Consider the following 25,947-nt stretch of genomic DNA (forward strand, 5'->3'; position numbering starts at 1 on the left):
CTCACTTTAAAATTGGTATATGCTTATCTCAGGGCTATAAATGAAAATAAAATCATATATAACTAAAAAAGATAAAGTTTTGCGCAATCGATTGCTTAACAATATAAAGCTACTGTCGTCTAGTGGTCCAGATGTGAATTATCATTGATATGACGGCAATTAATTCAAAAATTGACTGATAATCAGTGCACAAGCTTGAATTGGTATTGCTAATCGATTAGCAAAAATAATTTCAAAATCCAATTGACGGCGTTGGTAAATTCGGTCATGATACGAGTCATGAATTAATTGTTAACTAAAAATTGGTATATTTAACAAAGGAGCAAGAGAAATGCAATCAACTGAGCAAAAAACGATTGCCATCTATGCTGACGGGGCTGTCATTGATGACATGCGTCAAATGGCTAAGCTGCCTGAAGTAACGGGCTTTACGACCAACCCCTCACTGATGAAGCGAGCAGGAGTTACTAATTACTTGACGTTTGCCAAGCAAGTAGTCGGTGAGTTTCCGGAAGCTTCCCTGTCTTTTGAGGTTTTTTCACAAGATCCTCAGAAAATGCAGCAGGAAGCAGAAATCTTAAGTTCATTAGGCAAACATGTCTATGTTAAGATTCCGATTTTAAACTTGAATGGACAGCCTAATACGGAGCTGATTCATCAACTGGCACATGCCGGCATCAAGCTGAACATTACCGCAGTAACGACCAGCGAACAGGTACGCTTGGCATTGGAAGCTTTGGACGAACAGACGCCGGCGATTATTTCACTATTTGTGGGACGAGTTGCTGATACGGGTGCGGATCCAACTTCCTTTGTCAATGCCAGCGTAGCGATGTCACATTTGCATCCAAACGTTGACTTGCTGTGGGCCTCGACGCGTGAAGTCGACAACATTCGTCAGGCTCAGCAGGCTGGTATCGATATTATTACAGTACCACCGGCAATTCTGCAAAAATGGCTGGCACGGCGCGAGTTTACGCCAGAAGATGTTGCTCTGGATACGGTTCGCGGTTTTGACCAAGATATTAGTACGCTGGGATTCAGCATTTTAGATGAAGTTGCAGAGGAGGCGGCGGTCAATGAGTAATCAGCAAGCAACTCTAGATCAAAAATCAGTTACGGCTGCTCGAATGCTGGGCGTAGAAATGATTGAAGCCTCGCACAGCGGCCATCCTGGGATCGTTTTGGATGCCGCGCCAATGGCTTACACGCTGTTTGAATATCATATGCGTTTTAACCCTAAGCAGCCTAAGTGGATCAACCGCGATCGCTTTGTCTTGTCAGCAGGCCATGGCTCAGCGCTGCTCTACAGTCTGCTGCATCTAAACGGTTTTGATCTCACTGTTGATGACTTGAAGGCGTTTCGCCAAATGGGTTCCAAAACACCAGGCCATCCTGAATATGGATGGACGCCTGGCGTTGATGCCTCGACTGGTCCCTTGGGTCAAGGACTTGGTATGGCAGTTGGTATGGCGATTGCAGAAAAGCATCTAGCTGCACAGTGCAACCGACCGGGGATGCCAGTAATTGATCATTACACTTACGCCTTGGCGGGTGATGGTGATTTGATGGAGGGCATCAGTCAAGAAGCCTTGGATATTGCAGGCAATCTGCAGCTTAATAAACTGATCGTGCTTTATGACTCAAATGATGTTTCACTGGATGGGCCATTGTCAATGAGTACGCATGACAATGTTGAACAGCGAGTCAAGGCGGCTTCATGGAATTATGAACGCGTTGAGGATGGCAATGATCTGGCTCAGATCGATGCAGCTTTGTGGCGGGCTAAACGTTCCGATAAGCCAACCTTGATTGAGGTTAAGACGGTAATTGGCTACGGTGCGCCTAAGCAGGGAACCAACAAAGTTCATGGTACGCCGGTTGGTCAGGATGGCCTGGCTATCCTCAAAGAAAAATTTGACTGGCATGAGCCATCTTTCACCGTACCGCAGGCTGTTTATGATCACTTCCAAGAGCTGGTGGCTGCCAAAGAAAAGCAATACCAGCGCTGGTTGGAAATATGGGCTTCCTATCAGCAGCAGTATCCGCAACTGGCTGCTCAATTGATGAATGATGAGTTTAAGTTGAGTGATGATGCCTTAAACTATCAACCAGGTGAAAAAATTGCCACGCGGCTGGTATGTGATGACGCACTGCAGGAAATCGCCCGGCAGAATCCGATGTTTTGGGGCGGGGCTGCGGACCTGGCCAGCTCTAACAAAACGCTGCTGAAAAAAGATGACAATTTTGCTGCGGATAATCCATTAGGTCGCAATCTGCGGTTTGGCGTACGTGAATTTGGCATGGCAGCAGCCTTGAATGGAATTACGCTGCATGGTGGTACCCGAGCCTTTGGCAGCACGTTCTTGGTCTTTAGCGACTATCTTAAGGGTGCCGTTCGTCTGGCTGCTTTAATGAAGATCCCAACTGCCTTTGTCTTTTCTCATGATTCTTTGGCTGTTGGTGAAGATGGTCCAACGCATGAACCAGTTGAGCAGTTGGCAGCGCTGCGCTCAATGCCGGGTGTCGATGTCTATCGTCCGGCTGATGCCAATGAAACGATTGCTTCCTGGCAGGTCATTGGCAAAACTACTGATCGTCCCAGCGTAATCGTTACCTCGCGTCAGGGACTGCCAGTTTTGGCAGCGGCTAAACATGCACCGGTAGAACGAGGAGCTTATATTCTGGCACCGGCTCAAACCAATCATCCGGCTGGAATCCTGATTGCCAGCGGCTCTGAGGTCTCTTTGGCATTGCAGGCTAGAGAACGATTGGCCAAAGAAGGCATTGACGTGCAGGTTGTTTCGATGCCATGTCAGGAACGTTTCTTGCGGCAGTCAAAGCAGTATCAAGAAATGGTGCTGCCGCCACGCCTGGATAAGCGCTTGGCAATCGAAATGGGAAGTTCAATGTGCTGGCACCGTTTTGTCGGCTTGAATGGCATGGTAATGGGTGTTGATGAATTCGGTACCAGCGCTCCAGGTGAACAGGTTATTGAAAAGTTTGGCTTCACGCCAGAACGCGTTGCTGCAGCCTTTAAGCAGACAGCCGGGCTTGAAAATGAAAAATCAACTCAAATGGCTGCTAATGGCTAGCTGCTGTTTTCTAAAAACTACGTATCACACATAAATCTTAATCTCTAAATCTCAAAATACTCCAAAAATCCCCAAAGGCCATGAGCGATCCACTATCCCAGTCGCTCATGGCCTTTTTGATTTGAATTGGTATATAAAAAAGCTCCGTGATTTTAAATCACAGAGCTTTTTAAGAAATAAACCGTAATTAGATATTACAGCTTGTTGTAGAATTCGACAATCAGCGCTTCGTCGATGTCGGCGTTCATGTCTTCACGTTCTGGCAGACGAACCAGCTTACCTTCGAGCTTGTCAGCATCGAATTCAACGTATGAAGGACGTGCAACAACGGCTTCAACAGCGTTCTTGATAACGTCCAGGTTCTTGGACTTGTCGCGAACGGAGATGACTTGACCAACCTTAACTTCGAAGGAAGGAATGTCAACGCGCTTGCCATCTACGGTGATGTGACCGTGGTTAACCAGTTGACGAGCTTGACGACGAGTAGTAGCCAGACCCAGACGGTAAACCATGTTGTCCAGACGACGTTCCAACAGGATCATGAAGTTGGTACCGTGAGTACCTTCCTTGATCTTACCGGCACGCTTGAACAGGTTACGGAATTGACGTTCAGTCATACCGTACATGTAACGCAGCTTTTGCTTTTCGCGCAGTTGCATACCGTATTCAGACAGGCGGCCACGACGGTCATTACCGTGATCACCAGGTGCGTAGTTGCGACGAGCCAGTTCCTTACCGGTACCGGACAGAGACATGCCGAGACGGCGAGATACACGCCAGCTAGGGCCAGTGTAACGAGACATATTAGAATTCCTCCAATAAAATTATTTGGAGTAAAATAATCCGATTGTGAGCTTGACATTCGTGCAGGCCAATTGGATCGTTCACCCTTGCAGCTGGGTTACTGGAAACACCATGCGGCATTGGTCTGTTGACGAGCTTGCCCCTCACTGCTGCATTATTTTACACAAAGAGTACTTTAACGCGAAAAACATGCCTAGTCAAGATGTTTGATCAGTTCATCGACAAAAGATTGAATGCCGGCCTGCAGTTTTGCATCAAATCTTTTTTCAACTGGGGCATCCAAATCCAAGACACCAAGCAATTGCTGATCTTTAATCAAGGGAATTACAAGCTCAGAACGGGCGGTAGCATCACATGAGATATAACCAGGAAACTTAGTGACGTCATCAACTGCCAATGCCTGCCGCTGAGCAGCTGACTGACCACAGACGCCTTTGTTCATTGCAATGTGCATACAGGCTGGATGCCCTTGAAATGGTCCCAGCACCAGTTCGTTTTCTTTAGGGTCATAAAGATAAAAGCCGGTCCAGTTCAATTGATCAATGCTGTCGTTTAACAGTGCTGAGGCATTAGCCAGATTAGCAATTAAGTTGGTTTCATTTTCCAATAAGGCAGCCAGTTGGGTGTTGATAAGCTTAAAGTTTGGCAAAATAAAAATCCCTCCGATAAATAATAAGTTGTCAAGAGCAGATATGATATAATTTTAATTAGTGGAATTTTAAGATTAAACGGTGAAAAACGCAAAGCATAAACCGTGCAAAATATAGGTGGGATATAGATGTTTCAAGTGTTGATCGGAATTTTAGTTATTGCTGCATTGGTAATTATTGGCGTATACGTCTATCAAAAGCGCACCCTCAATGCGGTAGACGCCCTGCTGAATCAAAAAGCTGCCGCACTGACAACTCATTTGGACGAACGGTTTGCCAAAAACGCAAATCCAGAGCTGAGCGGCGACTCGCTAAAGGATTTTAATCAGCTCAAGGATGAATATCAAGATGAATTCCTAACGGCTGCCAGTCGGGTCGATGACTTGGCCGATCAAATAGCGCAAGATCTGCATGGATTTAATCTATTGAAAGTCAAGCCGGATCTGCGTAAGCTGCAGGATGCGACTGCTAAGCTGCTGAGTGAACAGACAAATCTTGAAGAAGGTTTGAAAAAAATTGACGATGCCAAGGCAGAACATCAAAAAGCAATTGGCGAGCTAAAAAAGCAATACCAGCAGTTTCATAATGAACTGGAAGAAAACAGCTATCGCTATGGCAAAAGCAGTACGGCTCTGCGCCAGCGTCTGACGGATCTGGAAGCTCGTTTTGCCAAGTTCACCACGCTTACGGCCAAAGGCGACTATGAAGCGGCTCAAGACGTCCTTAACGAGCTGCAGCAGGATACCGAGGAACTGGCCCGACTGATGCAAAGGATTCCAGATATCTATAAGCCGCTGCTGACTGAATTTCCCACCCAACTGCAGGAACTAAAAAATGGCTATGAGCAGCTGAAACGACACCACTATAACTTTGCTGATGGCCAGATCGATCAAGAAATTAAGCGGCTTGGTCAGCTTTGCGAACAAGCAGATGCTGATTTGAATGCCTTGCGACTGGATGAGGCGGCAACGGCAAATGATCAGCTGACGCAGCATATTGAGCAGCTTTACGATGTTATGCAGCGCGAACTTGATGCTCGGCCAAAAGTTGCACCATTGATGCGCGATGTAGGTCGGCATTTGAGTCATGCCAAACAGCAGAATCGTGAGCTGATTGATGAACTGGAACGTTTAAGTCTTAACTACACGCTTAACAATGACGAACTGGCCAACGCACGCGGCCTTGACGAACAGCTGCGGCAGCTGCAGGCATCATATGACCAAGATCAAGAAGCACTGGCAGTCGAAGAAGCTATTGACAGCCAGGTTGTTGCTCGTCAGACCGATAATGAAAAGTCATTGACGGCAATCGAAGAACAGCAAAAACAGATCAATGATAGTGTTGCTGATCTTCAGTCTGATGAGGCGCGAGCAAAAAAAACGCTGCAGCGATTCTCAGTTGAGATTCGTACAATCAAACGGCGTGTGGAGTCACTGAATCTGCCAGGAATTCCCCAAGACTACATGGATTATTTCTTCCTGGTCAGCGATGAAATTGGTAAACTAGCCGATGCAATCAGCCAGGTTAAGATTGATATGGAAGACATCACCAAGCAGCTTTTAATCGTGCAAGACGATCTGGAAACGCTGCAGGAAAAAACTGATGACTTAAGAGACAGTGCCGAACTGACCGAACGGCTGATTCAATATGCCAACCGGCTCAGTATTGACCATGAAGAGATTAATGATGCGATTGCCAAAGCACAAAATGAATTCAATCGCTATAATTATCCAGGTAGTCTGGAAATCTTGGAGAAGGCCGTTGAAAAAGTCGAGCCGGGTTCCTATAAGCGAATGGAGCAGCGTTACTATACCGAGCTTAAGCGCAATTCTTAAAACCAAAAACGTGTCGCCAATGACGCGTTTTTTTATTTTCAAGTGTCAATCATGGTTAAAAGAAACGGGATCTGTTATAATGTAGCGTTGTTTTAGGAGCCGAACCTTCGTCGCGGATGTGATCCATCGGCGGCAATATCTTGCGAGGAAAATCTGTTTTCCCGCGTGCATTAAAGGAGTAAGCACAGTATGATTTATTTTGACAATAGTGCCACGACGCAGATCTGGCCGGAAGTTTTGGATACGTATAATCAAGTCTGCCAAAAGATTTGGGGGAATCCCTCCAGTCTGCATAAGGTTGGTGAGACGGCTTGGAATCTTCAAGAGCAGGCACGTAAACAGATTGCGGACCTGTTTGACGTTTTGCCAAGTGAGATTGTTTTTACCAGTGGTGGTTCAGAGGGCGACAACTGGGTCATCAAAGGAACGGCAATTGAAAAGCGTCAATATGGCAAACATATTATTACGACCAGCGTTGAGCATGCTGCGGTGCGTAATTCGATGGAGCGCTTAGCTGACCTTGGTTTTGAGATTACCTATCTGCCGGTCGATGATCAGGGACGCATTGATCCAGAAGACGTTAGAAAAGCACTGCGCCCAGATACGATTCTGGTTGAATCAATGGTTGTCAACAATGAGATTGGTACGATTCAGCCAATCAAGGAAATTGGTGAAATCTTAAAGGACTATCCTAAAGTTCACTTTATGGTTGATGCGGTGCAGGCAATCGGTAAGGGAATCGATGACCTTGTCTTTTCAGATCGGGTCGATTTTGCGGTCTTTTCTGGTCATAAGTTCCATGCACCGCGCGGAACCGGCTTTGTATATGCCAAAGCCGGCCGCAAGCTGGCTCCACTGATTGATGGTGGCGGTCAGGAGCGCGGCCGCCGCAATGGGACCGAAAATACGGCTGGTTTTGTTGCGATGGCCAAGGCATTACGGTTGGTAAAACAAAACGAAAAGCAGGCCGTTGAACGCGAAAAAGCAATCAAGACGCGAATTTACGATCATATCAAGAATTTTGAACACGTTGAGGTTATCTCGCAAAATGATGATTCGTTTGCTCCTCATATTCTGACGTTTGCAATTGTTGGCGTCCGTGGTGAAACGATCGTGCACGCTTTTGAAGATCACGATATCTATATTTCAACGACCAGTGCCTGCTCTTCAAAGAAGCACGTTGAAGCCGGGACTTTGGCGGCTATGAAGGTTCCCGATGAAATTGCAACCAGTGCCGTACGGATCAGCCTGGGCGATCAAAACACCTTGGCTGAGGCTGATGAGTTCAATCGCGTCTTTGATGAGCTGTATGCCGGCTTTAAGAAGATTATCGATTAGTTTTTGAAAGGAAAATCTAGTTCCAAAATGCAATATGATGAAATTATGGTGCGCTATGGCGAGCTTTCGACTAAAGGGCGCAACCAAAAGAACTTTATTGACCGTTTGGGAGCCAATGTTACCAAAGCGTTGCATGGCTTTGATCAGGTTAAGATTCATCCGCAAAGAGACCGGATGCATATTGACTTAAACGGTGCCGACAGTAGTCAGGTCATGGATCGCTTAAAGCAGGTGTTTGGCATCCAGACCTTCTCTCCTTCTTTACGAGTTGAAAGCGACTTTGAAGCAGTTAAGCAGGCAGCGGCTAAGATGATCAGAGAACAGGTAAAAGAACCGGCCACCTTTAAGATCAGTACTCGGCATGCCGACCATGGCTTTCCAATGGGGACGTTTGAGATGAATCGTGAGCTGGGAGCCTATCTGCTAAAGGAATTTCCTGATCTTTTAACAGTTGACGTTCACCATCCAGATATTGATCTGATGGTTGAGATTCGGAAAAGCGGAATTTATCTGACCAGTGAAAAGATCAAGGGCGCAGGTGGTCTACCAGTTGGAACGGCTGGTAAAGGCATGATGATGCTTTCAGGCGGAATCGATTCACCGGTTGCTGCCTACCTGGCCATGAAGCGTGGGGTTTCTTTGGAGATGGTGCACTTCTACAGTCCGCCATATACCAGTGAACAGGCATTAGCTAAATCAAAGGAACTGACCAGCAAACTGGCAAAATATTGTGGTAGCATCAAGTTCATTCAAGTACCGTTTACCGAAATTCAAGAAACGGTTAAGGAAAAGATTCCCGAGGGCTATCTGATGACCGTCCAGCGCCGCTTAATGCTTAGACTGGCCGCGGCTTTGGCCATGAAACGCCATGGCCTGGCCATCTTTAACGGTGAAAGCCTTGGACAGGTAGCCTCACAGACGATGGAAAGCATGGTCGCTATTAATGATGTGACTACCTGGCCGGTGCTGCGTCCGGTTCTGTCGTTTGATAAGACTGAAATCATCAAGATCGCTGAAGAAATCGATACCTATGAATTGTCGATTCTGCCATATGAAGACTGCTGTACGGTCTTTACGCCGCCATCGCCAAAAACCAAGCCAAACCTGAAACGGGCACGGGCCTATGAAGCACGGCTGGATGTTGAAGGATTGATGCAGCGAGCTTTGGAAAACATTAAGGTTACTGAGATTCATGCTGGTGACGAATTCTTGAATCAGAATCAAGACGTATTCGCCGAATTGCTGTAAAATTTAAGCTGATGCAAGACTTTTTAATGCATCAGCTTTTTTATTTCAAACACCGGATTTGGCTATTCGAATGGTGCTAAATTTGGTATACTGTTCCCACACAAAATTAAAAAACGCTGTGAAACTGAAAGGAGCGTTCATCGTGGAAGTTACTGTCAATGGTGAGAAGATGCAGCTGGTCGGCAATCCGCCAGAAGTAGGTACGGAAATTCCTCACTTTAAGCTGTTTGATGCTCAGAATCAACGGGTTAAGACTCGTGAGCTGCTGGGCAAGCCAACTTTATTCTCAGTCGTACCAGACATCAATACGTCGGTCTGCTCGCTGCAGTCACGCAAATTCAACAAGGCAATGGCTGAATATCCTGACGTCCGCTTGATTACGGTCTCCACCAATCCAATTAACGAACAGAAGGGCTGGTGCGCGGCCAATGATATCCCAAATGCTGAGCTTTTATCTGATTATGAACAGTCATTTGGCTATGCAATGAAGCTTTTGATCCCTGATGAAGGCGTCTTGGCACGGTCAATCTTCCTCATTGATGCTGATGGCCAGATCGTCTATCGACAGATCGTTCCTGAAATGACGCATGAGCCTGACTATCTGGCTGCCTTGAATGCAGTAGAAAAGTTGGGCACGGCTGCTGAATAATTAAGAAATTATTTGAATCGACTTGACGTTGTCAAAAATTTCTTTTATTATTACGCTATCCAAGCATTGAACGAGAGAGTAGATCTGGTAAAGCCGTTTAGAGAGACCTTGTTGCTGAAAAAAGGTTCGGTTTGCCAGATTGAAGGTAGCTCGCGAGCAGAATTGCTGAAAGCAAGTAGGCAGTTCCGGTTCATGGCCGATATCCCATGTTTGAGTGGAAGCCTGTCTTTGGATGGGTTTCAATTTAGGTGGTACCGCGAGCAGACTCGTCCTAATTTATTAGGGCGAGTCTTTTTTTGTTTGATGCCAATTAAATTAACCAATAACTGTAAATCTGAAAGGGGAACTTGCCATGTCAGAAAAGAACATGTCCACCAAGTTCAACCCGGCTTCGATTGAAGAAGGGCGCTACCAGTGGTGGATCGATGAAGGGTTCTTTAAGCCAAGTGGTGATAAGAAAGCCAAGCCATATTCAATCGTTATTCCACCTCCTAACGTTACTGGCAAGCTGCACTTGGGTCATGCCTGGGATACTACGCTGCAGGATATGATTATTCGGCAAAAGCGGATGCAGGGCTATGACGTTTTGTGGCTGCCAGGGATGGACCACGCCGGCATTGCAACGCAGGCTAAGGTTGAAGCACGGTTGCGCGAACAAGGCATTTCACGCTATGACCTGGGTCGCGAAAAGTTTATTCAACAAGTATGGGACTGGAAAGACGAATATGCCGACATCATCCACAAACAGTGGGCTAAGATGGGAATCTCAGTTGACTACGATCGTGAACGCTTTACCCTTGACGAGGGCCTAAACAAAGCGGTTCGCAAGGTTTTCGTTGATTTGTACAATAAGGGACTGATCTACCGGGCAACCTACATTATCAACTGGGACCCACAGGCACGGACGGCGCTTTCCGACATGGAGGTTATCCACAAAGATGACAAGGGTGCCTTCTACCACGTTAAATATCCATTTACCGACGGCACGACGTTTAATGGCAAAGACTACATTGAAGTTGCTACGACGCGTCCTGAAACCATGTTTGGCGATGAGGCCGTTGCCGTAAACCCAAATGATGAACGCTACAAGGAACTGGTCGGCAAGCATGTTATGGTGCCGCTGGTCAACCGTGAGATCGAAATCATTGCTGATGACTACGTAACGCCTGAATTTGGTACTGGGATGGTTAAGATTACGCCGGCTCATGATCCAAACGACTTCTTGGTTGGCAAGCGTCACAACCTGCCTGAACTCAACACGATGAACGAGGACGCCTCGCTGAATGAAAATGCCGGCAAGTACTGCGGGATGGATCGTTTCGAGGCGCGCAAGGCAATCGTCAAGGATCTGGAAGATGGCGGCTATATGCTGAAGATTGATCCAATCGTACACTCTGTTGGTCACTCTGAACGGACCGGCGTACAGGTTGAATCTCGGCTTTCAACGCAGTGGTTCGTTAAGATGAAGCCATTGGCAGAAAAAGCATTGGCCAACCAAAAGACAGCTGATCGGGTCAACTTTGTCCCAGAACGTTTTGAGCACACCTTTAATCAGTGGATGGAAAACGTGCATGACTGGGTTATCTCACGTCAATTATGGTGGGGTCACCGAATTCCGGCTTGGTACAACAAACAAACCGGTGAAATGTACGTTGGCATGGAGGCACCAAAAGACGCCGAAAACTGGGAGCAGGACAAAGATGTGCTTGATACCTGGTTTAGCTCGGCATTGTGGCCATTTTCAACGATGGGCTGGCCAGACACTGATTCTGCTGACTTTAAGCGTTATTTCCCAACCAACACGCTGGTCAGCGGTTACGACATCATCTTCTTCTGGGTTGCCCGGATGATCTTCCAATCACTGGAATTTACCGGCAAGGCACCATTCCGCAATGTCTTGCTGCACGGCTTGATTCGTGATGAGCAGGGCCGTAAGATGAGTAAGTCTTTGGGTAACGGGATTGATCCAATGGACGTCATCGAAAAGTATGGTACGGATGCTTTGCGCTGGTTCCTGGTTACGGGTTCTACGCCAGGTCAAGACATTCGTTTCTCCTACAAGAAGATGGATGCAGCCTGGAACTTTATCAACAAGATCTGGAATGCCAGCCGTTATGTAATCATGAATCTTGGTGACATGCAGAATGCACCAAAACTGCCGGCTAAAGACAAGTGGGATCTGGCAGACCGTTGGATTTTGAGTCGTTTGAACGCAACGATCAAGCAGGTTACCGATCAATTTGAGTCATTTGACTTTGGTGAAGCTTGTCGCTGTCTGTACAACTTTATCTGGAACGATTTCTGTGACTGGTACATTGAAATGACCAAAGAAAAGCTCAACAATGGTACAGAAGCAGAAAAAGCCGACACCAAGAACATTTTAGGCTACGTGCTCGACCAAACGCTTAAACTGATGCATCCGATCATGCCATTCGTTACTGAGGCGCTGTGGCAAGATATGCCGCATGAAGGCAAGTCAATCATGATTGCTGACTATCCAGTGGTTCATGATGAATTTGCAGATGAAAAATCAGAAGAACAGATGAAGCGTCTGATCGAACTGATTACGGCCGTGCGCAACATTCGCAATGAAGCCAATGCGCCAATGTCCAAGCCAGTCGATCTGCTGATCAAGACAGATGATCAGGCTGCTGCTGACATGCTTTTGGCCAATGCAGACTACATCAAGCGATTCTGCCATCCTGCTGATTTGCAGATTGCTACCGATACGCAGGCGCCAAAATTGGCCATGAGCGGTATCGTTACCGGTGCTGAAGTCTACATTCCAATGGCTGAACTGGTTGACCTAAAAGAGGAACAGGCACGGATGGAAAAAGAGATTGCTAAGCTGGAAAAGGAAGTTCAACGTTCCGAAAAGAAGCTTGGCAACGAAAAATTTGTCAATAATGCTCCTGAAGCCGTCGTAGCCGAAGAACGCGCTAAGGCAGTCGAATGGAAGCAAAAGCTGGAAGCAGCCCAAGCACGTCTTGCTTCGCTGCAGAATGCTTAATTAGGTAAGCAGGACATCCCCAGAGTTCATCAGAGCTTTGGGGATGTTTTTTTGCAAATTAAGTCGATTTTTGCGAACAATCGTTCTATAATTAGGCGTAAAAATGAAAGGATTTATCATGACAAATATTCAGAACTATGATGATGCCCTGGCATTTATTCATGGCCGGACCAAGTTTAAAAAGATTCCAACTCTGAAACGGATGCGGCGATTTTTAAAAGAACTTGGCAATCCACAAGAAAAGCTCAGCTATCTACACGTTACCGGCACCAATGGCAAGGGATCAACCGTAGCAATGCTGCGATCGCTCTTAATGGCAAGTGGCTTGACGGTAGGGACTTTTACCTCGCCGTTTATTGTCCGCTTTAATGAGCGAATCTCACTGAATGGCCAGCCGATTTCGGATGATGAGCTGGTAAAGGCTGCCCAAAAGGTGGCCCCCGTTGTTGATTATCTAGATCAAGTATTGCCTGAGGGTGGTCCCACTGAATTTGAGATTGATACAGCAATCATGTTTACCTGGTTTGCACAAAAAAAGCCAGATGTTGTAATTCTCGAGGTGGGAATTGGTGGCCTTTATGACTCAACTAATGTGATTGTGCCAGCTGTCAGTGGGATTGTTACGGTTGGCTACGATCATATGCATGTTTTGGGTGATACGCTGGCTGAGATTGCATGCCAAAAAGCGGGTATCATCAAACCAAATGTACCGGTAGTGATTGGCCGGTTGCCTCAGACTGCGCGGCAGACAATCATAGCAGATGCACAAGAAAAACAGGCACCATTATATGAAAACGGGCGACAGTTTACGGCTAAAAAACTGAACAATCATCAGTTAAGAAATGAAATCGAATATGATGGACTAATGCTTCATCGGCAAAAATTTCAGTTAAGCCTGCTTGGCGAGTATCAAGTTGATAATGCAGCCGTTGCACTCACCATGGCGCAGCTTTATTTGAAACGACTGGGCGTGCCGATTGACGTCCAGGCTTTTCAAAACGGCTTGGCCAATACACGCTGGCCGGGGCGGTTAGAAATCGTCAATGACTCGCCGTTGGTTGTTTTAGACGGTGCTCATAATCTGCCCGGAATGCAAGCTTTGACGACAACGCTGCAAAATGACTTTAAAGAAATGGAAATCTATGTTTTGGTAGCAATTTTGGCTGATAAACAATATCAGTTAATGTTGGGAGAGATTGCCAGTCTGCCCAATGTTCATTTGATGCTGACCAATTTTGCCGGTCCGGGTCCCAAGCGGCCGAGCGCTGATTTAGAAAAGGCAGCTAAAGACATCAAAACACATTGGCCAATTGAGACGGCACCCAGCTGGCAAGAGGGATTGCTGAGATTATCAAGGGAAGTTTCAGCCGATGATGCAATCTTGATTACCGGCTCGTTATACTTTATCTCAGAGGTTCGGCGTTTTTTTGCTGATTAAAAATAAAATCTGCTCTGTCTTGCATATAGTAATGGCAGAGGAGGTAATCAAATGACTGAAAAAACTTGCCAGCAGCGCTATGTGGCATTAGTTAATATGGTTTTTGATCAAGAAGGAGACCTTGCCAATCATTTTTTAGAACTTTTTCCCACGCCAGCTGTTTTTCGCAATATGACGATGGAAGAACAGGATGCTTTTTTGGGATATGATCGCAAACGTCTTAAACCGGTTTTGGCAGCAATTGAGCTGGGAAATCTGATTTTAACCTGTCCGCATGATATTTTAGGTCACGCCTATTCCAGTAATGAGGTTGGCCAGTTTTTAATGGATGAGATGGCTGGACAGATGCAAGAGTCAGTCGAAGTGCTTTGTACGGATGTGCATAACGAGATCATAGCACGACGCTGTCTGTTTAAAGGCGGTCAAGCGGAATGTATGCTTTATCCGGATCAAATTTTTCGCTACGTGCTGCACTGGAATTCATTTGGCCTGATCATGGTTCACAATCATCCTTCAGGCGATCCCGAGCCATCCAGACAGGATCTGAGCTTTATGCGACGGCTGGAACGGGGCTGTCAGCTGCTGGGACTGCATCTGTTGGACTGTCTTGTGATTGGCAGCCAGGACTATTACAGCTGGCGTGAAAGTCAAGAGGCTCATGCGGCATTTAATGATCAAATTGCGAATTGAATTTTAAAATTCGGTTAAGGAAACCTGAATGCTGAATAGCAATGCTGTTTTTCTCTGGCGTTTGGTGTATAGTAATGTCTGTTAATTTAACGTTCGGCTATGGTATAATATCAACGCTATTGTATTATGAAAATGAACGACTACTTTTGTATACGAAGGGAAGAAACAGATTGCTAGGAATTGGAGCAAAAAATATTGGCATTGATCTTGGTACTGCCAATACTATTGTTTACATTGAAGGCAAAGGCATCGTTTTGCGTGAACCATCCGTAGTTGCCCGCAACAAAAAGAGCGGCGAGGTCATCGCGGTTGGTGAAGAAGCACGTGATATGATTGGACGCACGCCTGCAAGCATTGTGGCGATTCGCCCAATGAAAGACGGCGTGATTGCCGATTATGATACGACGGTTGCTATGATGAAGCACTATATGGAAAAGGCACTCGGCAAAAATGGCGGCAAACCATACGTAATGGTCTGCGTACCTAGTGGCGTTACGGAAGTTGAAAAACGTGCCGTAATTGATGCAACGCGGGTGGCTGGCGCACGTGATGCCTATGTGATCGAAGAACCTTTTGCAGCTGCAATTGGTGCTGGTCTGCCGGTTATGGATCCAACTGGAAGTATGGTTGTTGACATTGGTGGCGGTACGACGGATGTTGCTACGATTTCACTTGGTGGCATCGTTTCAAGTCGTTCGATTCGCATGGCCGGTGACAAGATGAATGATGCGATCGCACAGTTCGTTCGTCAAAACAAGAATCTGCTGATTGGTGAACGTACGGCTGAAAAGCTCAAGTGGGATATCGGCTCAGCTTCTGTTGAGGCAGCTAAGGAAATGGGAACTACCGAAGTCCGTGGTCGTGATTTGGTAACTGGTCTGCCACAGACTAAAGAAGTTTCGGCAGTTGATGTTTCCAACGCGTTGCAAGATGTTGTCGAAGCGATTATCGAAGCCATCAAGGGAACGTTGGAAGAAACCTCACCGGAAATTGCGGCTGACGTAATTGACCATGGGATCGTGCTGACTGGTGGCGGTGCCTTGCTTAAGCACTTGCCAGAAGTTATTGCCGATGCTACCAAGGTGCCTGTATTTATCGCCAATGATCCATTGGACTGTGTTGCTATCGGGACTGGTGAGTCACTGAAGAGCATTGATGTGATGAAAAAAAGCAAGTAGTCACGCAATCGAGTAAAGAGAATAACTGATACACAGTTAACAGGGCGGGGCTGGTCGCAAAACGATTTGTTTTGCCCAGTCCCGTTAAATGTATCTGGGTGCATTGGAGGATAAAAATGCAGAAGTTTTTTTCGAATCGCCGCTTGGTAATTACAGTGGTAATTCTAGTAGTCTGCTTTGGCTTAATGGGCGGCTCGATTGCGATGCGCAACCGTCGTTCGACCCCACCGCTGATTCAGCAGTTTGGCAATGACATCGCCGGCTTTGCCGATGGCATTGTGGCATATCCGGTCAATGCCGTACAGGGCGTCGCTGATTCAGTTTCCGGATTGATGAATGCCTACACGGAAAATCGCGAGCTGAAGCAGAAAGTATCTGAGCTGGCCCAGGTTAAGGTTCGTGACCAAACGCTGGCTAAGGAAAACAAGCAGCTAAAAGCAGAATTGAAGCTCAAGAACTCGCTGACCGACTATTCAACCGTTAGTGCAGCTGTAATGTCCAGGACGCCTTCTTCATGGCAGCAGCAATTAGTGATCAACAAGGGGCAGACCAGCGGTATTAAAAAGAACATGCCGGTACTTTCTGGCGGCGGCTTGATTGGCCGAGTGGCGGAAGTTAACAAGACCAACAGTAAAGTTGAACTGCTCAGTGATACCAGCGAGTCATCCAATCGTTTTTCAATTGTGATTAATGGCACTGATGGTAAGAGCGTCAACGGGATCATTACGGGCTATAATGCCAGAACCAATGAGCTGATTATGGGGCAGGTAACCTCAACGGCTAAGATTAAAAAAGGCGCTAAGGTCGTAACCAACGGAATGGGCGGTATTACGCCAAAAGGACTCTATGTCGGCAAAGTCTCACGTATCGGCAAGGATGATTATGGACTGGCTAAGAAAGTCTACATCAAACCGGCTACGAACTTTAACGAGATCAATATCGTTACGGTAGCGGAATTAAACGATTAGAGGCGGTGTGACATGTATAGATTATCCCGGTTGAGATATGTGTTTCCTTTGGGTCTGTTCGCTGCCCTCTTTTTAGATGGTTCTTTAAGCAAGATATTTGCAGGCTTTTTCTTTCATTATCCCTATGCAATGGTCAGTCAATTGGTCATTGTCTGGCTGGTCTGCTCGTATTTTTTTGAAGGCGACATTCAGATTCCGTTGATTGGATTTTCGGTCGTCGCGGGGATTTTTTGCGATCTCTATTATTCAGGGATCCTGGGACTGTTCATGTTCCTTTATCCAATGGTTGTTGGTCTGACGAAATTGCTGGCTAAATATATCACGTCATCGTTTCCGATGATTGTCCTGGTCTTTTTGATCGATCTGACGGTATTTGAGCTTTTTAACTATTGGGCCTATGCTGCAGTGGGAATTGCCAAGGTTGGCCTGGGCGGTTTTTTGTTGGATACGCTGTTGCCAACGTTGCTTTTGAATCTGGTATATCTGCTGTTTTTGTATTTTCCATTGCAAAAGCTGATTACTTGGGCTGCTGATATCGAACGCCGCTAAATTTACGGTGAGGTCTTGACAAGGCTGTTGGATGATAGTAAGATACTGACAATTATTAAAAAACGATAACAAAAACAAAGAACAGACTAGTAGCTGTTTAGCCGTCTGCTTAGCGAGTCGCGGTTGATGGGAAGCGACCAGAAGGCAACAGTGAATCACATCTGCGAGTTGGGCGATCGAATTTAGTAAGTCGCTCCGGGGAAGCCCGTTACAGCACAGAGTTTAAATTTGAACTCGCTGAGGCAGTTTAGCGTGAGCTGACTGCAATGATGAGGTGGAACCGCGGCAACGCCCTCTGAGCCATGTGCTCGGGGGCGTTTTTGCTTTTCTGGAAAATTTGAACTTAATGAGGCAATGGCTGTGAAGCCGTTGCAAATCCGAGGTGGGATCACGCTGCGGCGTCCTCGACAGTTGTTATGACTGTTGAGGACGTTTTTTGTTATCGAAGCATTTGAGGGAGGTTTTATCATGTCAATGCACTATGTTATGGAAATTCTGCCATCGCTGTTTCAAGGCGCTGGCATGACATTAAAGCTGTTTTTCTGGACGCTGCTTGGTTCACTGCCTTTGGGGATCTTAGTTAGTTTAGGATTGACTTCCAAGTTTCGGCCACTGCAATGGCTGCTTGAGCTTTATGTCTGGCTGATGCGGGGTACGCCGCTGCTGCTGCAATTAATTTTTGTTTTTTATGGCTTGCCAATTGTTGGGATTGTTTTTCAGCGTTACGATGCCGCGCTGTTTGCATTTATTCTCAACTATGGTGCCTATTTTGCCGAAATCTTTCGGGGCGGCTTTCAGTCAATTGATCAAGGCCAATATGAGGCAGCGCGGGTTCTGCGCTTAAGCTATGGTCAGACGCTGCGCAAGATCGTGATTCCACAGGTCGTTAAGATCGTAATTCCTTCGATCGGCAACGAGGTCATCAATCTGGTCAAGGACTCATCTTTGGTATACGTAATTGGTCTGGGCGATCTGTTGCGGGCCGGCAATGTTGCTACGGCACGGGACGTAACTTTGGTACCATTGCTTTTGGTTGGCTTGATCTACCTAATCTTAATCGGGATCTGCACGTTTATCCTGAACAAGGTTGAAAAGCGCTATTCGTACTTTAAGTAAAAGGAGGCCATGAATATGCTGGAAGTGCAAGAACTTAAAAAGAGCTTTGGTGGGCGTCAGATTTTAGACGGCGTTGACTTAACGGTTAAAGATGGTGAGATTTTGTGCATCGTTGGTCCATCCGGTGCAGGTAAAACAACGCTTTTGCGCTGCATTACTGGTTTAGAGGCAGCCGACAGCGGTAAGTTTTTGATTGATGGTCGTCCTTTTGATCCACAGGGAACGGATCGCTCTGACAGTGTGATCGGAGTTGTTTTCCAAGACTTTAACCTTTTCCCTAATCTGACGGTTCTTGAAAACGTTACGCTGGCACCAACGCTGGTCTTGAAAAAAGCAAAAGCCGCCGCCCAGCAGGATGCCGAAAATCTCTTAAAGGAACTGGGTTTGGATGGTAAAGGCGATTTGTATCCATATCAGCTTTCTGGTGGTCAAAAACAGCGTGTGGCAATTGCGCGGGCACTGGCGATGAAGCCTAAGATCCTTTGCTACGATGAGCCAACCTCTGCTCTTGATCCTAATCTGCGTGATGAGGTTGCCAAGCTGATTTTGGGCTTAAAAAAAGACGGTATGACGCAGCTGGTGGTTACGCATGATATGGAGTTTGCTCAAAAAGTCGCTGACGATATTCTGCAGGTTAAAGCTTTGGATCAGCAATAGTAATGGGGGCCGGAAAATTGAAGAAGTTCAAATATTGGCTGCTGCTGTTGATTTTGCCGGTTATGCTGTTGAGTGGCTGTCAAAACGTTACCCAGCGTGCTGATACGCAAGACACCTGGAAACAGATTCAGCGGCGGGGCAAGGTTGTGATTGGTCTGGATGACAGTTTCGTGCCAATGGGCTTTCGGGAAAAAAATGGCAAGCTGGTTGGCTATGATATTGATCTGGCTAAAGCAGTCTTTAAACAATATGGCATTAAGGTTGATTTTCAAACGATCGATTGGTCAATGAAAGAAACCGAATTAAAAAATGGTACTATTGATTTGTTATGGAACGGATATTCAGTAACTTCGCAACGAGCTAAAAAAGTTGCTTTCAGTCGTGTTTACCTGCTTAACAAACAAGTGCTGGTTACCAAGAAAAAAGATCACATCAATAATTTCAACGATATGGCGGGGAAGAGTCTAGGCGTCCAAAATGGCTCAACGGGAGCAATGGCTTTAGACGAGTATCCTAAACTGTTAAAAGATAAGATCAAGAATCACAAGGCCGTGCTTTATGATACCTTCCCTGATGCATTTATCGATTTGAATGCGGGGCGGATTCAAGGCATTTTAATGGATGAGGTCTATGCGGACTACTACATTAAGCACCAAAAAGACAGCTCGGCCTATCGAGTCTACTCAGATCCGCAGATGCCGCAAGACTATTTTGCCGTTGGGATGCGCAAGGGTGACAAGACCTTGCAAAAGAAGGTTAACGAAGGTTTGGCTAGACTCCAGAAAAACGGCGAGCTGCGGCAAATCAATAAGAAGTGGTTTGGCGTCAGCAGCAATTATCTGGGACCAGTAAAAAAATAAAATTAACCAACGAGGGCGCGATTTAACGGGCCCTCGTTTGTAATTTATGGGCGAATCAAGTAATATGGAATATTGTATCTATCAGTAAGAATGAATTATGACAGTCAAAAACATTAATCAATTTTGGAAATGAGGGTAATATGGTGGATTTTAATCTGCAGCCGGGCGTTAGACTGCATGTTGAGCCAACGTCGCGGTTTCACGTTAATCGAATTCTGATCAACTTTGCAACGCCACAGACGGCAGAGAATTCGGCAGCGCGCAATCTGTTGGCCAATCTTTTGGAAACCAGTACGGCAGCATATCCAACGCAGACAGCATTTGCCAAGGCCTTGAATCATCTATACGGCGCCGATGCCAGTGCCAGCGTCAGTCGCATTGGCTATGCACATACGCTGCGGGTACGGGCTGAGGCAGTTGACGATCGCTTTGCTCAGCCAGGTATTTTTGCCAGTCTGGTGGATATCTTGTATCAGATGATCTTTCGTCCTTTAATAACGGATGGCGCTTTTGATGCAGCAACCTTTAAGACCCAGCGGCAAAACGTTGCCAATGAGCTGGCTTCTATTAAAGAAAACAAACAGTACTACGCTGCCTGGCAATTGGACCGTCTTTATTATGACCAAAGCTCTTTGATGCGGATTCCCAGCTATGGTCGGCTGGAGGATCTGGACAAGCTAACGCCGGCATCTTTGGTTGAGACCTATTATGATATGCTGGCTCATGACCAGATTGACATTTTTGTCTATGGCAATGTGGATCCGCAGGCGGTACTTGATCTTTTCAGACAGTGGCCGTTATCACCGCGTCAGTCGCCACTGCCTAACGACATCTATTATCGTCAGCCGTTTCATCATCGCGTTCGTGAGCTGAGTGAGCGCCAAGACGTTAATCAGGCCAAACTGAACCTGGCTTATCACTTTCCGGTTTTCTATCGTGATGAAAACTACTATGCTGCTTTGGTCATGAATGGAATCTTAGGCGGCACGCCATATTCCAAGTTATTTGCCAACGTGCGGGAAAAAGCCAGCCTAGCTTACTATGCATCCAGTCAGCTGCGTTTGTTCAGCAGTCATCTGGCAATTCAGACGGGGATCGATGCCAAAAACTATCACCAGGCGCGACAATTAATCGAAGCTCAAGTCAAGGCAGTTCAGCAGGGTGATTTTAGCGAAACGGTCATGCAGGAAGTCAAGGATGCCTTGATCAACCAGTATCAGACTGGGCTGGATGCTCCTGGCGGCATTGTTGAGCATTGGCTGGTTGACTGTATGAGTAATCGGCTGCCAGCAGAAAACGTTATTGAATCACTACAGCAGGTGACTAAAGAGCAGGTTGCCAATTTGGCTAAAAAGCTTCAGCTGCAGGCAGTCTATTTTTTGGATGGTGAGGAATAATGCAGCAATTCAAATATTCGGAATTCAATCAAAACGTGTACCAAAAGCAGCTGGATAATGGTCTTTTGGTAACGATGCTGCCAATGGAAGGCTTTCATAAGACCTATGCTGTTTTGTCAACTGAATTTGGCTCAATTGATAATACATTCGTGCCTGATCAAAAAAATGAGCTGTTGACGGTTCCGGATGGCGTGGCGCACTTTTTAGAGCATAAAATGTTTGAAAAGGCCGATCATGACGCGTTTGACCTATTTGGCAAGCTGGGAGCCGATGCCAATGCTTTTACCAGCTTTACGCAGACGCGCTATCTGTTTTCAACGACTTCTCACCTCCACGAAAACCTAGATGTACTGCTGGATTTTGTTCAGGATCCATACTTTACTGAACAAACCGTCGCTAAGGAAAAGGGAATCATTGGTCAAGAAATCACCATGTATAATGATGATCCCAGTTGGCGTTTATATCTTGGGATGCTGGGCAACCTGTATCCTAATGACCCGATGCATATTGACATTGCCGGCACCCAGGAATCGATTCAAAAGATTACGGCACCAATTCTTTACGATGCCTATCGTACCTTTTATCAACCAGCCAATATGAATCTGTTTGTTGCTGGACGACTTGATGTTGAGCAGGTTCTAGCGTGGGTTGAGCAAAATCAGGCAGTCAAGCATTTTGATGCGCCTAAGCTGCCTAAGCGAACCGCGGTAATCAGCGATCCGACCGCCAACGACGTCATTCCGTTTCGTACATTGACGATGGCAGTTGAGCGGCCTAAGGTAATGGTCGGACTGCGCGGCATTCAAAGTTTTGAAAACGGTAAGGAACGGCTGCTTTATAAATGGCGGATCAATCTTTTGCTGGCAATGCTGTTTGATGAGACGTCAGCCAACTTTTTACGTTTGTATGATACTGGTGTTATAGACGATTCTTTTAATTATAATTTTGAGATTCAGCGCGGCTTTCATTTGGCAACCTTCAGCACGGATACTGATCAAATGGAGCAGTTTGCCGATGCCATGATTCAGATTCTAAAAGAGGCGCCTGAACAGCTGGCAACAGTGAAAAATCAGTTTGAAGACGTAAAGCACGCGATGCTGGGCCGCTTGATCAATCAGCTGGACTCACCGGAAAACATTGCAATGCTGTACGGTGGCAGCTATTTTGATCATGCAACGCTGCTGGATGAAATTGAGATTTTGCGCAGTATTGATTATGATGAGCTGGCAATTGCCATTGATCAATTCGTCAAACCAGAGCGGCTCTCGGTCTATCAAATCGTACCGCCAACGAAATAAGCGTTTCTTAAAATTTGCCGTCGCGATAGTATGCTATACTATTTTAGGTTATGGACTAATTTAAAATTTAAAAGAACGAGGATTAGGTATGAGTGAAAACGAAGAAAAACGACCAGAAGTTGGTAAAAAGCTTCATGATGCTCGGGTAGCCAAGGGATATACCTTAGATGACCTGCAGCAGGCGACCAAGATTCAAAAACGCTATTTGATTGCCATCGAAGACGAAAAGTTTGATGAGCTGCCTGGCGATTTTTATGTTCGGGCATTTGTCAAACAGTATGCTGATACGGTTGGGCTGGACGGCGAGGATCTGTTAAAGGAATACGATGACGATCTGCCTAAAGCCAAGACTGATGAATATTCGGAACATATTGCTCAAGCCGTTGAGACACGGGCAACTTCCAAACGCAAGCTTACCAAGGTTAACGATGCCAGAAAGTATCTGCCAACGGTGATTGCGATTGTCATCGTCGTTATTGTTCTGGCGGCAATTTGGCTGACGGCAATCGTTAGAGGTCATCGTGATTCTTCAACCAAGATTGACAACAGTTCGGTCAAGGTTTCAGGTGAATCAAGCAAGAAGTCTTCCAGCTCAAGCAAAAAGAAGTCATCGTCCAGTTCAAAGAAGACGTCTGACAGCATCAAACTGACGGCTTCAACGCGGACCAGCAGTGCGGTTACGTTTACCGGTGATGCCTTAACCAAGGACACGACCTTGACGATCAAGACTTCTGGACAAGCATGGAATGCAGTAACGGTTGATAACTCACAGCGTTTAAGCAAGACGATGAGCGCCAACCAAACGGAAAAAATCAATATTGCCAAGAACGCCCAAACGATCGTCTTGACGCTTGGCAATGCCAGCGCTACTACAGTCAAGCTTGGCAACACCACGGTTGATCTGACGCAGAACAACACTTATCCAAACACGCGGACGGTTACGATTAAGCTTGGCAATACTACGCAATCGTCTTCAGCTTCTTCAACTTCTTCATCTGCCGTGACGACCAGTACTTCGCAAAGCACGTCTTCAACTGCTGGGTCAGGTACGACGTCTGGGGTTGCGTCAACCTCATCAACGCAGACGAGCGTATCCAGTACGCGTTAATTTAGTGAAATAGGGGGAAGTTTCGTTGAATTTACCAAATAAATTAACCATCGTTAGGCTGATCATTATTCCATTTTTCCTGATCTTAATGGTAGTGCCATTTGATTGGGGCAGCGTTACGTTTTGGGGTGCTACGATTCCAGTTGCCGAACTGATTGCGGCGATCCTGTTTATTGCGGCCACGATTACTGATAATCTGGATGGTCGAATTGCGCGTCGTGACCATTTAGTAACCAATTTCGGTAAGTTTGCCGATCCATTGGCTGATAAGCTGTTGGTAATGACGGCTTTTATCGCCCTGACGGGTCAAGGGGTCGTACCTTCCTGGGTGACTGCTATTATTATTTGGCGTGAGCTTTCGGTAACGGGCCTGCGTCTATTGCTGGTAGAACAAAATGGAACGGTGCTGGCTGCCAAGATGCCGGGCAAGATTAAGACGACGACTCAATTTATCGCCATTATTTTCTTGCTTTTGCACAATGTGATCTTTGCAATCTGGAATATTCCATTTGGTCAGATTATGCTGTACATTTGCCTGTTCTTTACGGTCTACTCAGGAATCGACTACTTTGTTAAGGGTCGTGGCGTTTTTGCGGATGGATTTAAATAAAATTGGCTAAATTAAAGTAAGTTCTTAGAGCCACTGCGCTTTAGAACTTGCTTTTTTTGCTTTTTTTAATGCATAAGCCGATAATCGGCATATATTAAGTTGAGGGGGATGCTTATGGAAGCAGAAATTATCTCAATTGGAACTGAAATCGTTTTAGGACAGATCGTCAATACCAATGCCCGCTTCTTAGCTGATCAGCTGCGGCGGCTGGATATTGATGCTCACTGGCAGACAACGACTGATGATGATCCAACGCGGATTCAGGCAGCCATCAGTCAGGCACAGACACGTGCTCAGCTGATCTTTGTCTGTGGCGGCTTGGGACCAACGCTGGATGATCAGACCATGGCAAGCACGGCTGCGGCAATTGGCGTTGAATTGGCTTTGGATGATGAGCAGTGGCAAAAGATTCAAGCCGATTTTGTGATCAGAAAAACCAAAATGACGCCAGAAAACATTAAAATGGCCTATTATCTAAAAGGCGGTCAGATCTTGGCTAATCCTACCGGAATGGCTGATGGTGCCTACTTGAACCATCAAGGGCACACCTATGTCGTTTTACCCGGGCCACCGCGTGAATTCAAGCCGATGGTAACCCAGAGCCTCTTGCCGCTTTTAAAACAGCAGTTTGGCAATGATAAAGCCATTTTCAGTCATAATCTGCATTTTTTAGGACTCCCAGAATCGCAGCTGATGGATGAGATTGAGCAGGTATTAGATGAAGCCAAACTTGATGACGTCTTGGCAACCTCATACGTTCAGCCTGGCGAGATTCAAGTTCGTCTAACCATTCATGACGCAATGCAGGCTCAAGCAGAAAAAAAACTGGCTGCTGCTGAACAAGCCATTTTCAAGCGTGTTGGCCGATATTGTTTTGGAATTGGCGAACACATCACCTTGGCTGAACAAGTCGTTAAGCTGCTGCGAGAGCATCAATGGACGATTACCGGTGCGGAAAGTCTGACGGGCGGTATGTTTCAAAGTACGATCTGCAGCGTTCCAGGCGCATCGAAAGTCTTTAATGGTGGGTTTGTAACGTATGCCGCGCAGACAAAAGAACAGCTGTTGGGCGTTCCTAAAGCCGTAATCGACCAATATGGCGTCGTCAGTGCTCAAACTGCCAAAGCAATGGCCGAGGGATGTCAAAAGAAACTGAATGCCGATGTTGGCGTCTCATTTACTGGGGTCGCCGGCCCAGATGATTTAGAAGGTCAGCCTGCTGGAACGGTTTGGATCGGGATTGCAATCAAGGGGCAGCCAACTCAGACCAGCCAGCTGCATCTCTCGCAAAAAATGGCAACGCGCCAATGGATTCGCCAACGCAGCGTTCAGATGGGACTGTTGTTTACCTATTGGGCTTTGCAAAATAAAACGAACTAACGTTCACTTTTCGCTTGTCTTTTACCCATGATTACTGATAAGATAGTTACAGACAACTTCGGAAATAAG

Annotated in this window: 22 protein-coding genes and 2 other annotated features; of the genes, 20 read left to right on the plus strand and 2 right to left on the minus strand. The window is 46.2% G+C overall.

Annotated elements, in window-relative coordinates; genetic code table 11:
* Positions 1 to 331 precede the first annotated feature (331 nt).
* On the plus strand, positions 332 to 1,087 hold the full coding sequence (locus FC47_RS02690; protein WP_006500263.1) for a transaldolase family protein: 756 nt from the start codon (positions 332 to 334) through the stop codon (positions 1,085 to 1,087).
* Positions 1,080 to 3,095, plus strand: coding sequence for a transketolase (gene tkt / locus FC47_RS02695; protein WP_006500262.1), 2,016 nt, complete (start codon positions 1,080 to 1,082; stop codon positions 3,093 to 3,095). Before FC47_RS02690 ends, tkt begins: the two co-directional genes overlap by 8 nt.
* 194 nt (positions 3,096 to 3,289) lie before the next feature.
* Here tkt and rpsD read toward each other — a convergent pair whose 3' ends face one another.
* Positions 3,290 to 3,898: a 30S ribosomal protein S4 gene (gene rpsD / locus FC47_RS02700; protein WP_033934417.1), complete on the minus strand. Its 609-nt coding sequence runs from the start codon at positions 3,896 to 3,898 to the stop codon at positions 3,290 to 3,292.
* Between the two features lie 194 nt (positions 3,899 to 4,092).
* Positions 4,093 to 4,548, minus strand: coding sequence for a GAF domain-containing protein (locus FC47_RS02705; RefSeq protein WP_081036720.1), 456 nt, complete (start codon positions 4,546 to 4,548; stop codon positions 4,093 to 4,095).
* Between the two features lie 129 nt (positions 4,549 to 4,677).
* Between FC47_RS02705 and ezrA the strand changes: the two genes are divergently transcribed.
* From ezrA to FC47_RS02795, 18 genes are all read left to right on the plus strand, one after another.
* Entirely contained in the window at positions 4,678 to 6,384 is a 1,707-nt protein-coding gene (ezrA, locus tag FC47_RS02710) for a septation ring formation regulator EzrA (RefSeq protein WP_039945930.1), read from the plus strand.
* Between the two features lie 189 nt (positions 6,385 to 6,573).
* Positions 6,574 to 7,722: a cysteine desulfurase family protein gene (locus FC47_RS02715; RefSeq protein WP_006500258.1), complete on the plus strand. Its 1,149-nt coding sequence runs from the start codon at positions 6,574 to 6,576 to the stop codon at positions 7,720 to 7,722.
* Between the two features lie 27 nt (positions 7,723 to 7,749).
* A complete protein-coding gene (thiI, locus tag FC47_RS02720; protein ID WP_006500257.1) occupies positions 7,750 to 8,970 on the plus strand; it encodes a tRNA uracil 4-sulfurtransferase ThiI in 1,221 nt (406 codons plus the stop codon).
* 142 nt (positions 8,971 to 9,112) lie between these two features.
* Complete coding sequence (gene tpx / locus FC47_RS02725; protein WP_039945929.1) at positions 9,113 to 9,619, plus strand: thiol peroxidase; 507 nt, start codon at positions 9,113 to 9,115, stop codon at positions 9,617 to 9,619.
* A 57-nt stretch (positions 9,620 to 9,676) separates the two neighbouring features.
* Positions 9,677 to 9,896, plus strand: a binding site (T-box leader).
* Positions 9,897 to 9,971: 75 nt separating this feature from the next.
* A complete protein-coding gene (locus FC47_RS02730; RefSeq protein ID WP_048345495.1) occupies positions 9,972 to 12,629 on the plus strand; it encodes a valine--tRNA ligase in 2,658 nt (885 codons plus the stop codon).
* 118 nt (positions 12,630 to 12,747) lie between these two features.
* The gene (locus tag FC47_RS02735) at positions 12,748 to 14,067 is read left to right on the plus strand and encodes a bifunctional folylpolyglutamate synthase/dihydrofolate synthase (RefSeq protein ID WP_039945928.1); all 1,320 of its coding nucleotides are present in this window, start codon (positions 12,748 to 12,750) and stop codon (positions 14,065 to 14,067) included.
* 51 nt (positions 14,068 to 14,118) lie between these two features.
* Complete coding sequence (locus FC47_RS02740; protein ID WP_006500253.1) at positions 14,119 to 14,757, plus strand: JAB domain-containing protein; 639 nt, start codon at positions 14,119 to 14,121, stop codon at positions 14,755 to 14,757.
* A 170-nt stretch (positions 14,758 to 14,927) separates the two neighbouring features.
* Entirely contained in the window at positions 14,928 to 15,935 is a 1,008-nt protein-coding gene (locus FC47_RS02745; RefSeq protein WP_006500252.1) for a rod shape-determining protein, read from the plus strand.
* Positions 15,936 to 16,051: 116 nt separating this feature from the next.
* A complete protein-coding gene (gene mreC / locus FC47_RS02750) occupies positions 16,052 to 16,903 on the plus strand; it encodes a rod shape-determining protein MreC (RefSeq protein WP_039945926.1) in 852 nt (283 codons plus the stop codon).
* 12 nt (positions 16,904 to 16,915) lie between these two features.
* Positions 16,916 to 17,452, plus strand: a complete 537-nt coding sequence (mreD, locus tag FC47_RS02755) for a rod shape-determining protein MreD (RefSeq protein ID WP_033934427.1) — start codon at positions 16,916 to 16,918, stop codon at positions 17,450 to 17,452.
* Positions 17,453 to 17,520: 68 nt separating this feature from the next.
* Positions 17,521 to 17,751, plus strand: a binding site (T-box leader).
* 175 nt (positions 17,752 to 17,926) lie between these two features.
* Positions 17,927 to 18,568 (plus strand): amino acid ABC transporter permease, encoded by a 642-nt coding sequence (locus tag FC47_RS02760; protein WP_109588377.1) that lies wholly within the window; start codon positions 17,927 to 17,929, stop codon positions 18,566 to 18,568.
* 15 nt (positions 18,569 to 18,583) lie between these two features.
* Entirely contained in the window at positions 18,584 to 19,225 is a 642-nt protein-coding gene (locus FC47_RS02765; protein WP_033934428.1) for an amino acid ABC transporter ATP-binding protein, read from the plus strand.
* Positions 19,226 to 19,242: 17 nt separating this feature from the next.
* Positions 19,243 to 20,085, plus strand: coding sequence for an amino acid ABC transporter substrate-binding protein (locus FC47_RS02770; RefSeq protein WP_033934429.1), 843 nt, complete (start codon positions 19,243 to 19,245; stop codon positions 20,083 to 20,085).
* A gap of 140 nt (positions 20,086 to 20,225) precedes the next feature.
* Positions 20,226 to 21,482: an EF-P 5-aminopentanol modification-associated protein YfmF gene (gene yfmF / locus FC47_RS02775; protein ID WP_006500246.1), complete on the plus strand. Its 1,257-nt coding sequence runs from the start codon at positions 20,226 to 20,228 to the stop codon at positions 21,480 to 21,482.
* On the plus strand, positions 21,482 to 22,780 hold the full coding sequence (yfmH, locus tag FC47_RS02780) for an EF-P 5-aminopentanol modification-associated protein YfmH (RefSeq protein WP_006500245.1): 1,299 nt from the start codon (positions 21,482 to 21,484) through the stop codon (positions 22,778 to 22,780). Before yfmF ends, yfmH begins: the two co-directional genes overlap by 1 nt.
* An 88-nt stretch (positions 22,781 to 22,868) precedes the next feature.
* Positions 22,869 to 23,888, plus strand: coding sequence for a helix-turn-helix domain-containing protein (locus tag FC47_RS02785; RefSeq protein WP_006500244.1), 1,020 nt, complete (start codon positions 22,869 to 22,871; stop codon positions 23,886 to 23,888).
* A 25-nt stretch (positions 23,889 to 23,913) separates the two neighbouring features.
* Entirely contained in the window at positions 23,914 to 24,498 is a 585-nt protein-coding gene (pgsA, locus tag FC47_RS02790; RefSeq protein WP_056967792.1) for a CDP-diacylglycerol--glycerol-3-phosphate 3-phosphatidyltransferase, read from the plus strand.
* A gap of 114 nt (positions 24,499 to 24,612) precedes the next feature.
* A complete protein-coding gene (locus tag FC47_RS02795; protein ID WP_006500242.1) occupies positions 24,613 to 25,878 on the plus strand; it encodes a competence/damage-inducible protein A in 1,266 nt (421 codons plus the stop codon).
* Positions 25,879 to 25,947 lie beyond the last annotated feature (69 nt).

The organism is Limosilactobacillus mucosae DSM 13345 (genome assembly GCF_001436025.1).
Taxonomy (GTDB): Bacteria; Bacillota; Bacilli; order Lactobacillales; family Lactobacillaceae; genus Limosilactobacillus; species Limosilactobacillus mucosae.